Genomic DNA, 12,093 nt, shown 5'->3' on the forward strand with positions numbered 1-12,093 from the left:
CGGATAACAAAGCAAAGGACCTCTCCGGAGGTCTTTTATTATGCCCATTTTTACGAGGAGGTGAGGACAGTGGCACAGAGAGGAAGAAAACCAAAGCCTACGGCAGTAAAGATGCTTGAGGGAAATCCGGGCAAGAGAAGCCTTAACACGGGCGAACCAAAGCCTGAAAAAAAGGCCCCGCGCTGTCCGGCATGGCTTGAGGATGAGGCAAAGAAAGAATGGAAAAGGATGGCGAAACAACTGGAGCATCTCGGCATCCTGACTGAAATAGACATGGCAGCATTCGCAGGATACTGTCAGGCATATGCAAGATGGAAAGAAGCAGAGGAATTCATCACACAGCACGGTGCAATCGTGAAGACTCCGAGCGGTTACTGGCAGCAGGTACCACAGGTATCCATAGCCCAGACCTATCTGAAGATCATGAATAAGTTCTGTGAGCAGTTCGGCCTTACACCGTCTGCAAGAAGCCGTATTTCAACGGATAACGGGGAAGACAAGCAGAACGATGAAATGGAGCTTCTGCTTGTGAAAGGCGGTGCAAAGTAATGTTTGATAAAGCAAAAGCAGATCATGCGGTGAATTTTATCAACTGCCTGAAACACACCAAAGGACGGTGGAGGGGAGTTCCTTTTGAACTTCTGCCTTGGCAGGATGAGATCATCCGCACGATCTATGGAACAGTAAAAGAAAACGGATACAGGCAGTACAACACCTGTTATTGTGAGATACCAAAGAAAAACGGAAAGTCCGAACTGGCAGCAGCCATCGCACTGTATATGACATGCGGTGACGGTGAGTGGGGAGCAGAGGTATATGGATGTGCTTCCGACAGACAGCAGGCTTCCATCGTATTTGATGTTGCGGTGGACATGGTGGATCAGTGTCCGGCACTGAAAAAGAGGATAAAGCCTGTCATGTCCGTAAAGAGACTTGTGTATAAACCGACCAACAGTTTCTATCAGGTGTTGTCGGCAGAGGCATATACCAAGCATGGTCTGAATGTCCATGCGGTAATCTTTGATGAGCTGCATGCACAGCCGAACCGTGAGCTGTTTGATGTTATGACCAAGGGTTCCGGTGATGCGAGAACACAGCCGTTGTTCTTCCTGATCACGACAGCCGGAACAGACAGAAATTCGGTGTGTTTTGAACAGCATCAGAAGGCTCTGGATATCATTGAGGGGAGAAAGATTGACCCGACATTTTATCCCGTGATATATGGTGCTTCCGATGATGATGACTGGTCAAGCGAGGATGTGTGGTATAAAGCGAATCCTTCGCTCGGCTATACGATAGACATTGAAAAAGTACAGAATGCTTATATCAGTGCAAAGGAAAATGCAGCAGAGGAGAATGTATTCCGTCAGCTCCGTCTTAACCAGTGGGTAAAGCAGAGCACACGATGGATGCAGATGGATAAATGGGATGCCTGTGCATTTGCCGTAAATGAGGAAGAACTTCTCGGACGGGAATGCTATGGCGGACTTGACCTTTCAAGTTCTACAGATATCACGGCATTCGTGCTGGTGTTCCCGCCAAGAAATGATACGGAAAAATATATGATACTTCCGTATTTCTGGATACCGGAAGATAACATGAGGCTGCGTGTCAGAAGGGATCATGTCCCGTATGATGTATGGGCAGCCGAAGGATGTCTTCAGACCACAGAGGGCAATGTCATCCATTATGGATTTATCGAGCAGTTCATTGATGAGCTTGGAACAAAATTCCATATCAAAGAGATCGCATTTGACAGGTGGGGAGCCGTGCAGATGGTACAGAACCTTGAGGGCATGGGATTTACCGTTGTTCCGTTCGGACAGGGGTATAAGGATATGAGTCCTCCGACCAAGGAGCTGATGAAGCTGACACTGGAAGAGAGGATAGCACATGGCGGACATAAGGTGCTGCGGTGGATGATGGATAATGTATTTGTTCGTCAGGATCCGGCAGGGAATATCAAAATGGATAAGGAAAAATCCACGGAGAAGATTGACGGGGCCGTTGCAACCGTCATGGCACTTGACCGTGCAATCAGAAATGAGGGCAGTGACGGAAGTGTGTATGATGACCGCGGCATTCTGGTCTTTTAAGAATAAAAAGACACACGGAGGTGTAGCAAGGAAACAGCAATAATAAATTATTCTGAATCACTCCGTGTGTCATAAAAATCATATCAGAAATCGGAGGTTGAAGCAATGGGAATAAAAAGTTTATTTGGTTTCGGACAGGCGAGGGATAAGCCTGTGGATAAGGCGGCTGATGCCGGATATTCGTTCCTGTTCGGACGGACAACAAGCGGAAAGCCCGTAAATGAAAGAACTGCAATGCAGACAACGGCAGTATATGCCTGTGTCAGGATTCTTGCGGAAGCAATTGCATCCTTACCGCTTCATGTATATGAGTATCAGGATGACGGAGGCAAGAAGCTGGTGCATGACCACCCTTTATATTATCTGCTCCATGATGAGCCGAACCCGGAGATGACTTCATTTGTGTTCAGGGAAACTCTGATGAGTCATCTTTTAATATGGGGAAATGCCTATGCACAGATCATAAGGGATGGTGCCGGAAGGGTGCTTGGTCTGTATCCGCTTCTCCCTGACAAGATGGAAGTGCAGAGGGATGACAGGGGAAATATCTATTATGTGTATTCCAGAAACAGTGATGAAAATCCCATGTTCAAGGAATACGGCAACATCAAGCTGAAAGCCGAGGATGTACTTCACATTCCGGGACTTGGATTTGACGGACTGATCGGTTATTCACCGATTGCGATGGCAAAGAATGCTGTCGGCATGACGCTTGCCTGTGAGGAATACGGTGCGAGTTTCTTTGCAAACGGTGCGAATCCGGGCGGTGTTCTGGAACATCCGGGAGTGCTGAAGGATCCGTCCAAGGTCAGGGAATCTTGGAACTCCGTATATCGTGGTGTGAATAACGCACACAAGATCGCAGTGCTTGAGGAAGGCATGAAGTACCAGCAGATAGGAATACCGCCGGAAGAAGCACAGTTCCTTGAGACAAGGAAATTTCAGATAAATGAAATAGCAAGACTTTACAGGATACCGCCACACATGGTCGGTGACCTTGATAAGTCGAGCTTTTCGAATATAGAGCAGCAGTCCTTGGAGTTTGTGAAATACACACTGGACCCTTGGGTGATCCGGTGGGAGCAGTCGCTCCAGAGATCGCTCCTTCTGCCGGGAGAAAAGGGAAAGTATTTCATTAAGCTGAATGTGGACGGACTTCTCCGTGGGGATTATCAGTCGAGGATGAACGGCTATGCAGTCGGAAGACAGAACGGCTGGTTTTCTGCCAATGACATCCGTGAAATGGAGAACATGAACCCTATCCCTGATGAGGAAGGAGGCAACCTGTATCTTGTGAACGGTGCAATGACCAAACTTGCGGATGCAGGGGCATTTGCGGGAGCGGACAACGGACAGCAGAAGGAAGAAGAAAAACTCCCGGCACAGGAAAACAGCAGAAAGAGAGGTAAACGATGAAGCGGAAGTTTTGGAACTGGATAAAGAATGAAGATGAGAGCGTGCCTGATATGGAAAGGACGCTCTTTTTAAATGGCATGATCTCGGATGAAACATGGTACGGGGATGAAGTTACCCCGCAGCTTTTCAAGGATGAGCTGAATGCCGGAAGCGGAAATATCACGGTATGGATCAATTCTCCGGGCGGTGATGTGTTCGCAGCAGCACAGATCTACAACATGCTCCGTGACTACAAGGGAAGCGTGACCGTCAAGATCGACGGCATTGCAGCTTCGGCAGCATCCGTTATTGCGATGGCGGGAAATACAGTATGTGTATCTCCTGTGGCAATGATGATGATCCACAATCCTGCGACTATGGCAATGGGTGAGGCAAAGGATATGCAGAAGGCAATCGTAATGCTGAATGAAGTCAAGGAGTCCATCTTAAATGCTTATGAGTCCAAGACCGGGCTTACCCGTGCAAGGCTCTCGCACATGATGGATGACGAGACCTGGTTTAATGCCAAGAAAGCCGTGGAGCTTGGATTTGCAGATAAGATCCTTTTTGATTCCGATGAGGATGAGAAAAAGAAAGAGCCGGAAGAGCCGGAGAAAAAGCCGGACGAAGGCAGTGAAGGAGAGGAAGAGGAGAAAAAGGATGACGGGGAAAAGGAGAAGAAAAAGAAGCTCCCGTTCCAGCAGGATTCCATGATGTTTTCCACAAAGGCGATGAATGAATCGTTCCTTTCCAAGGTATCCCATACGGATGCCATGATACCAGTTAACCAGTTGGAAAAAAGACTGAGTCTTTTAACACATTAAGGAGGATTTCAAGATGAGTAAGATTTTAGAGTTAAGAGAAAAGAGAGCAAAGGCCTGGGATGCTGCAAAGGCATTCCTTGATGCCAAGAGAACGCAGGAAGGATTTGTATCCGCAGAGGATGCAGCCACTTATGACAAGATGGAAGCAGATGTCGTAAATCTCGGAAAAGAGATCGAGAGACTGGAAAGACAGGCTGCCATCGATGCAGAGCTTGCAAAGGCAACAAGCACACCGATCACCAATCAGCCGAATTCAAAGACTGACGGTGATACAAAGACAGGAAGGGCAACGGATGAGTATAAAAAGGCATTCTGGAACAGTATGAGAAACAAGATGTCATACGAAGTACAGAATGCCCTTTCCATTGGTACGGATTCCGAGGGCGGATATCTCGTACCGGATGAGTATGAGAAGAAACTCGTGGAAGCACTGGAAGAGGAAGTATTTTTCCGTAACCTTGCAACCGTCATCAAGACTTCAAGCGGTGACCGCAAGATCCCTATCGTCACATCAAAGGGCGAGGCAGCATGGATCGATGAGGGCGGACAGTTCCCTGAATCTGATGACAGCTTCGGTCAGACATCCATCAGTGCTTATAAGCTGGCAACCATGATCAAGGTGTCCGATGAACTCTTAAATGACAGTGTGTTCAATATTGAGCAGTATATTTCAAGGGAGTTCGGAAGAAGAATCGGTACAAAGGAAGAGGAAGCATTCTTTATCGGTGACGGCAAGGGAAAACCTACCGGAATCTTCAATGCCACAGGCGGTGCAGAGACAGGGGTTACTGCCAATAATACTTCCATTACATTTGATGATGTCATGGATCTTTATTACTCCCTGCGTGCTCCATACCGTAACAAGGCAGTGTGGCTTCTTAATGATTCGACCGTAAAGGCAATCAGAAAGCTGAAGGATGGAAACGGAAATTATATCTGGCAGCCGTCCGTAAGGGAAGGAGAGCCGGACAGGATCCTCAACCGTCCGTACCGCACATCCATTTATGTGCCGGAGCTTGCAGCAGGAAGCCGTGTCATGGCATTTGGTGATTACAGTTATTACTGGATTGCTGATCGTCAGGGCAGAAGTTTCAAGAGACTGAATGAGCTTTATGCTACAACGGGTCAGGTCGGATTCCTTGCTTCCGAGCGTGTGGACGGCAAGCTGATCCTTTCCGAGGCAGTTAAGACACTTGATATCAAGGCTGCCGGAAAGTAGGTGGACGGATGTTCGTAACGCTTGAGGAAGCCAAAGGTTATCTCAGGGTCGATTCGTCAGACGAGGATGATCTCATCCTCCGTCTGATGGAGACATCCGACAGCCTGATCTTAAATGTGACAAGACGTACACGGGCAGGACTAAAACGGCATGAGGCACTTATCCGTACTGCGGAACTGTATGCCATTGCTTATCTGTATGAGCACAGGGAAGAAGCCGATCATAAGACAATGACGGAAACACTGAAATATCTGCTCTTTGGGATCAGGAAGGAGAGATTCTAATGATTGAACTCATGCGTGAGAGGATCACGATACAGAAAAGCAGTACCAAAACAGATAAGACGGGAAACCACATGCTTGTGTGGGAAGATCATTATAAGTGTTTTTCCTATGCAAACAATCTGTCCGGTAAGGAATACTGGGAAGCAAAACAGGTCAATGCAGAAACAGAACTGGATTTTATTATCCGGTACTGCAGTGAGGTGTCAGGACTTGATACGGAGCATTACCGCATAGTTTTCCGTGGAAGACTTTATAATATTACATTCGTTGATAACGTGCAGTACAAAAACAAATCAGTAAGGATAAGGGCTGCCCTGATAAAGAGGTGATGGAATGGCAGAGAGAAGAACGACCGTTGACGGTCTTGCGGATGCAATCATGGACGGACTCAAAGAGTATGCAGACCTTGCAACGGATACGGTCAAGGATGCGGTAAAAGATGCCTCCAAGACGGTAAAGAAAGACATTCAGGCAAATGCCCCAAAGCGTACCGGCCGGTACAAAAAGAGCTGGACCGTGAAAAAGACAGCGGAAAGCAGTAATTCCCTCACGATGACTGTCCATTCCAAGGACAGATACCAGATCGCCCACCTGTTGGAGCATGGTCATGCAAAGCGGGGCGGCGGCAGGGTAGCCGGAAGGGAGCATATTGCCCCGGCAGAGGCAAAAGGAAACAGGGAGCTTCTGCTGAAGATTGAAAGGGGGCTGCGTTCATGACACATGAAGAAGTTGTGGTAATGATGGAAGAAATGAATCTTCCGTTTGCTTATGACCATTTTGTGGAAGGCGAATCCCCGGAACCGCCTTTTGCAGTATTTCTTTATCCGGGAAGCAGCAATTTCCCGGCAGACGGTAGGGTATATTATAAATCCAGCCGTCTGAATATAGAAATTTATACGGATTTGAAAAATCCGGAACTGGAATTTACAGTAGAAGCCGTGCTTGATCTGCACGGTATTTTTTATGAAAAAAGCGAAGTATGGATAGAAACTGAAAATCTGTATGAGGTGCTTTATCAGATGGAGGTATAGAAGATGGCTAATAAAAAGAACAAAGTCAAATTTAATATCTGCAATGTGCATTACGCACCTATTACGGTTGCAGAGGAAGGCACGGTCAGTTTTGGAACACCTGTACCAATGCCCGGTGCAGTATCCATCAGCATGGATCCGACAGGAGAGCCGGAATCATTTTATGCAGATGGTATTGAGTATTATGTAATCAACAACAATCAGGGATATGATGGTGACCTTGAACTTGCCATGATCCCGGAATCGTTCAGAACGGATATCTTAAAAGAGGAACAGGATGCCAATAAGGTGCTTGTGGAGAATGCAAATTCCGAAACAGGAAGCTTTGCACTTCTTTTTGAATTTGATGGTGATATCCGTAAGATCCGTCATGTACTTTATAACTGTTCCGCATCCCGTCCGACCATTGAGTCAAAGACTAATGAAGAAGATAAGGAAGTGCAGACAGAAACACTGACAGTAAAGGCAAGACCAATGGCAGACGGATATGTCAAGGCAAAGACAGGAGATTCCACGACAGATACAGTTTATAACAACTGGTATAAGAGTGTGTATCTTCCGGCTGCAACTCCGGCACTGGAGCAGCAGTCAGCAAAATCAACCAAGAGTGTATCATAGGGAGGACTAAGACATGGGTATCAGAAAGGATATAGAAATTGACGGACAGATGGTTACATTCAAGGCAAGTGCAGCCATTCCAAGAATCTACAGATTAAAGTTCCAGAGGGATATTTATAAGGATCTGGCAGTGCTTGAAAAGAGTATTGGAGATGGAAAAGAGGAATCATCAAACCTTGATATGTTTTCTCTTGAGATGTTCGAAAATATAGCATTTATTATGGCCAAGCATGCGGATCCAAGCATTCCGGACACACCGGAAGAGTGGCTCGATAATTTCAATACATTTTCAATTTATCAGGTCCTTCCGCAGCTTATTGAACTGTGGGGACTGAATGTAAAAACGGATGTGGAAGCTAAAAAAAACTTCGTCCGACAGAGCGTGAAATGACAACCCCACTGTTTCTGTTGCGATGCGTGCAGTTAGGTTTATCGATGGCAGATCTTGATATGCTGTCGATAGGCCTTATCAATGATATGTACAGCGAGAGCCGGAACGATGATTATAAGTATGCTGAGCTTGCCACACAGGAAGACTTCGACCGATTCTGATTGAGAGAACAGTCTTTTTCTGTTATACTTATCTACAGAAAAAGGCTGGGATATTCTCAGCTACAAATCGTTATTTGTGAAAGCAAAAAAAATTCAAACAGCCTCATTGCATGGCTTATAAAAACAGGCTATGCTTAAAGCAGGAGGTGGCTATTATGGCAAATGAAGATAAAAAAGATTTCAACGCTATGTTGCATGACAGTAAGGACATGCCTAAGTTTCAGACGATTACGGATGAAAAGAGCATAGAAAAATATGGTGGGGACAGAATGTACTTTGCACCGCCAATCGACTATGACAGAATTATGAAGTGTGTTCCCTATGGAAAAGTAATTACTGTTGGGAAAATTCGTGATTACTTCGCAGAACAAAACGGCGCAGATTTTACAGAGCCTATTACGGCGGGAATTTTTGTATCCATTGTAGCTTGGGCAAGCTATCAGCGCTCTGAGGATGAAACGCCTTATTGGAGAACGCTGAAAGCAAATGGAGAGTTAAACGCAAAATATCCTGGTGGTATAGAAGCACAGAAAGAAAAATTAGAAGCAGAAGGGCATACAATTATTCAGCGGGGGCGCAAAAATATCAGTTATTATGTAAAAGATTATGAAAAGGCGATGTTTGAATTGAATTAGACAGCTTCAAGTTTGCAACACTGACAATTTTATAATATTACATAGGACATCCGTCAGAAATGGCGGGTGTTTTTATTTTATTACGGAGCAGGAATGCTCCTTTTTTTGTACCCATTTTTAGGAGGAGGTGAGAGGAATGGCAAGCCGTATTCAGGGTATCACGGTAGAAATTGGTGGTGATACAACCAAACTGCAGAATGCACTTAAAGGCGTGAACGGACAGATTAAGTCTACCCAGTCACAGCTTAAGGATGTAAATAAACTTCTGAAACTGGATCCGGGAAATACGGAGCTTCTGGCACAGAAGCATAAGCTGCTTGCGGAAGCGGTCGGTGAGACAAAAGAGAAACTGGCAACCCTGAAGACGGCAGCAGAACAGGCGAATACTGCACTTGCCAATGGCGAGATCTCACAGGAACAGTATGATGCCCTTCAAAGGGAAATCGTGGAAACGGAACAGGACTTAAAGAATCTGGAAACACAGGCCAACCAGTCGGCAACGGCAGTACAGAAAATTGCAACAACGGGCGAGAAGTTAAAGACGGTTGGGGACAACATTTCCTCTGCCGGGCAAAAGCTTCTCCCGGTAACAGCCGGAGTGACTGCACTGGGTACGGCATCCGTAACGACCGCAGCCAACTTTGAATCTTCCATGTCACAGGTACAGGCAACAATGGGAATCACCAAAGATTCTATGTCCAAGGTCAACGGGCAGTCGGTAAATACGATGGATACCCTTTCAAAGCTGGCAAAGAAGATGGGTGCAGAGACGGCCTTTTCCGCATCTGAGTGTGCGGAAGCATTGAATTACCTCGCCCTTGCCGGATACGATACACAGCAGATGTGTGATACACTGCCGACCGTTCTTAACTTGGCAGCAGCCGGAGATATTGCCCTTGCTGATGCTTCGGACATGGTAACGGATGCGATGTCTGCCCTTGGAATGGGTGTGGATGAAGCAGAAACAATGGTAGACCAGATGGCAAAGACGGCATCTACCACGAACACATCGGTTGCACAGCTTGGCGAAGGAATCCTTACCATTGGTGCGACTGCAAAATCCATCAAGGGCGGTACGGCAGAACTGAATACCGCACTTGGTATTCTTGCAAATAATGGTATCAAGGGTGCAGAAGGCGGTACACACCTCCGTAATATTATCCTGTCCTTACAGAATCCTACGGATAAGGCAGCAGCCCAGATGGAAGCCCTCGGACTTTCCGTATATGATTCTGAAGGAAACATGCGGTCAATGAATGATATTCTTGGTGACCTCAATAAGAGCATGGATGGAATGACATCTGCTGAGAAGTCAAATATCATCAGCACCATTTTCAATAAGACAGACCTTTCTTCCGTAAATGCCCTGCTTGCAAATACGGGAGAAACATGGGACAGTTTACAGAAGTCCATCACGGACAGCGGTGGTGCTGCACAGCAGATGGCAGATACACAGCTTGATAACTTACAGGGACAGATCACCATCTTAAAGTCAGCACTGGAAGGCCTGGCTATTTCATTTGGAGAACTCCTGATGCCGGCCATTAAACAGATAGTCGGATGGGTACAGAAGTTTGTTGACTGGCTGAATGGACTGAGCGAGGGAACAAAAAAGACGGTCGTTACGATTGCACTTCTGGCAGCAGCACTCGGCCCCGTTCTTATCGTGATCGGCAAGGTAATATCCGCAGTCGGCACGATCATGACAATCGTTCCGAAGATTGCCGGAGTCATCAATACGGTAAAAGGAGCATTTGCAGCACTTAATACTACAATGCTTGCAAATCCAATCGTTCTTATCATTGCAGCAATAGCAGCTCTTGTGGCTGCTTTTATTTATTTGTGGAATAACTGTGATGGATTCCGTCAGTTCTGGATAGACCTTTGGGAGAATGTAAAACAGGTAGCCATCACGGTATGGAATGCCATAAAAGCGTTCTTTTCACAGGTATGGGAAGCAATCAAGATGATATTCTCGACCGTGTTTGAAGTGATAAAAACGCTGGTAACCACTTATTTCAATCTGTATAAAACCATCATTGAAACGGTATTCAATGTAATAAAGACCGTCATTACTACGATCTGGAATGCAATCAAGGGCGTGTTTACTACAGTTTTCAATGTGATAAAAACTCTGGTCACAACGTATTTCAATATCTATAAGACCATTATCCAGACGGTGCTTACCATTATCCAGACGGTTATCACGACCGTGTGGAATACGATAAAAACGGTCATTACCACAGTTCTGAATGCGATAAAGACCATCTTTTCCACGGTATGGAATGCAATAAAGACGATCATCAGTGCAGTGGTAAGCGGAATCAAGGGACTGATCACGGGAGATTTCACTGCAGTCAAAAATTCCATTACCACGATAATGAATACGATAAAGAGCACCATTTCCACTATCTGGAACACCATCAAGTCCACCATCTCCACGGTTCTTGGTGCAATCAAGGGTGCAGTCACATCCGTATTTAATGGAATCGTAAATGCAGTGAAGGGGGCAATGGGAAATGTCTTAAATGCCGTAAAATCAGGATTTTCCAATGTAAAGAGCCACATCACGGGTCTGGCTTCACAGGCATTTACATGGGGTAAGGATCTCATCATGGGAATCGTAAACGGCATCAGGAGCTGCATCGGTGCAGTCGGGGATGCAGTAAAGAGTGTGGCTGACAAGATCAAGTCATTCCTTCACTTCTCCGTGCCGGATGAAGGCCCTCTTACTGATTATGAATCATGGATGCCTGACTTTATGGGCGGACTTGCCAAGGGAATCGAAAAGAGCCGTGGAATGATCCAGAAAGCAGTCAGCGGGGTTTCTTCCGACATGGTCATCAATCCAAAGGTCAGCGGGGTGGAAAACATGACAGGAAACCCTACGGCACAGCAGACGGAAAGCATTTCAGGAATGCTTTCTGCAATTACTTCTGCAATCCGGGATGTTAAGGGAGACAGCGGTGACATTGTCATTCCTGTATATCTGGGCGGTACGATGCTCGATGAGGTTATTGTATCGGCACAGCAGAGGGCAAATTTAAGAAGCGGAGGAAGATAGCATGGCATATATACAGTATCTTGTTTTTAACGGCCGTTCCCTTCCAAAGCCGGATTCTTATGACGTGGGACTTTCCGATGTAGAGGCAGATTCCGGCGGGGAAACGGAAGCCGGAACAACACAGAGGGATGTGGTAAGGACGGGAGTGGCAGACATTTCCGTCTCTTTTTCAGTATCACCGAAGTGGGTAAAACTTCTGACGGTATATTCCAAACTGCCGAAGATCGCAGTGGAATATTTCGATACGGAAACCTTGGACTTAAAAGAAGCAGAAATGTATATTACTGGATTTAAGGCAAAGCTGGAAAAGGATACATCATACAAAGGTCTGTGGACGGTATCTTTTTCCCTGAAAGAAATGTAGGAGGCGGATAC

General features: G+C 46.1%; 14 protein-coding genes. All 14 read left to right on the forward strand.

Annotated features, from left to right (window positions below; genetic code table 11):
* Nucleotides 1–69 precede the first annotated feature (69 nt).
* The 14 genes from H8Z82_RS02430 to H8Z82_RS02495 all read left to right on the forward strand — a co-directional run bounded on the left by H8Z82_RS02430 (nt 70) and on the right by H8Z82_RS02495 (nt 12,082).
* Entirely contained in the window at nt 70–549 is a 480-nt protein-coding gene (locus tag H8Z82_RS02430) for a phage terminase small subunit P27 family (protein WP_186994120.1), read from the forward strand.
* Nucleotides 549–2,096, forward strand: a complete 1,548-nt coding sequence (locus tag H8Z82_RS02435) for a terminase large subunit (RefSeq protein WP_117682662.1) — start codon at nt 549–551, stop codon at nt 2,094–2,096. The genes H8Z82_RS02430 and H8Z82_RS02435 overlap by 1 nt, the downstream gene beginning before the upstream one ends.
* Nucleotides 2,097–2,201: 105 nt before the next feature.
* The gene (locus H8Z82_RS02440; protein ID WP_117795915.1) at nt 2,202–3,512 is read left to right on the forward strand and encodes a phage portal protein; all 1,311 of its coding nucleotides are present in this window, start codon (nt 2,202–2,204) and stop codon (nt 3,510–3,512) included.
* The gene (locus H8Z82_RS02445; RefSeq protein ID WP_117795913.1) at nt 3,509–4,315 is read left to right on the forward strand and encodes a head maturation protease, ClpP-related; all 807 of its coding nucleotides are present in this window, start codon (nt 3,509–3,511) and stop codon (nt 4,313–4,315) included. Before H8Z82_RS02440 ends, H8Z82_RS02445 begins: the two co-directional genes overlap by 4 nt.
* Nucleotides 4,316–4,328: 13 nt before the next feature.
* Nucleotides 4,329–5,534 (forward strand): phage major capsid protein, encoded by a 1,206-nt coding sequence (locus H8Z82_RS02450; protein ID WP_117795910.1) that lies wholly within the window; start codon nt 4,329–4,331, stop codon nt 5,532–5,534.
* Nucleotides 5,535–5,542: 8 nt separating this feature from the next.
* Complete coding sequence (locus H8Z82_RS02455) at nt 5,543–5,818, forward strand: head-tail connector protein (protein ID WP_117795909.1); 276 nt, start codon at nt 5,543–5,545, stop codon at nt 5,816–5,818.
* Complete coding sequence (locus tag H8Z82_RS02460; RefSeq protein ID WP_117682657.1) at nt 5,818–6,147, forward strand: phage head closure protein; 330 nt, start codon at nt 5,818–5,820, stop codon at nt 6,145–6,147. Before H8Z82_RS02455 ends, H8Z82_RS02460 begins: the two co-directional genes overlap by 1 nt.
* Before the next feature lie 4 nt (nt 6,148–6,151).
* A complete protein-coding gene (locus H8Z82_RS02465) occupies nt 6,152–6,535 on the forward strand; it encodes an HK97 gp10 family phage protein (RefSeq protein WP_186994121.1) in 384 nt (127 codons plus the stop codon).
* Entirely contained in the window at nt 6,532–6,849 is a 318-nt protein-coding gene (locus H8Z82_RS02470) for a hypothetical protein (RefSeq protein WP_118691672.1), read from the forward strand. Before H8Z82_RS02465 ends, H8Z82_RS02470 begins: the two co-directional genes overlap by 4 nt.
* 3 nt (nt 6,850–6,852) lie before the next feature.
* Nucleotides 6,853–7,467 carry a major tail protein gene (locus H8Z82_RS02475; RefSeq protein WP_117781604.1) on the forward strand — a complete coding sequence of 205 codons (615 nt, stop codon included), beginning with the start codon at nt 6,853–6,855 and terminating at the stop codon, nt 7,465–7,467.
* Nucleotides 7,468–7,480: 13 nt separating this feature from the next.
* Entirely contained in the window at nt 7,481–7,858 is a 378-nt protein-coding gene (locus H8Z82_RS02480) for a hypothetical protein (RefSeq protein ID WP_186994122.1), read from the forward strand.
* Nucleotides 7,859–8,174: 316 nt separating this feature from the next.
* On the forward strand, nt 8,175–8,654 hold the full coding sequence (locus H8Z82_RS02485; protein ID WP_118691670.1) for an MGMT family protein: 480 nt from the start codon (nt 8,175–8,177) through the stop codon (nt 8,652–8,654).
* Between the two features lie 136 nt (nt 8,655–8,790).
* Nucleotides 8,791–11,718, forward strand: a complete 2,928-nt coding sequence (locus H8Z82_RS02490) for a phage tail tape measure protein (protein WP_186994123.1) — start codon at nt 8,791–8,793, stop codon at nt 11,716–11,718.
* Between the two features lies 1 nt (nt 11,719).
* Nucleotides 11,720–12,082: a hypothetical protein gene (locus tag H8Z82_RS02495; protein ID WP_117781227.1), complete on the forward strand. Its 363-nt coding sequence runs from the start codon at nt 11,720–11,722 to the stop codon at nt 12,080–12,082.
* Nucleotides 12,083–12,093: the final 11 nt, after the last annotated feature.

Source organism: Blautia difficilis (assembly GCF_014297245.1).
GTDB lineage: Bacteria > Bacillota > Clostridia > Lachnospirales > Lachnospiraceae > Blautia_A > Blautia_A difficilis.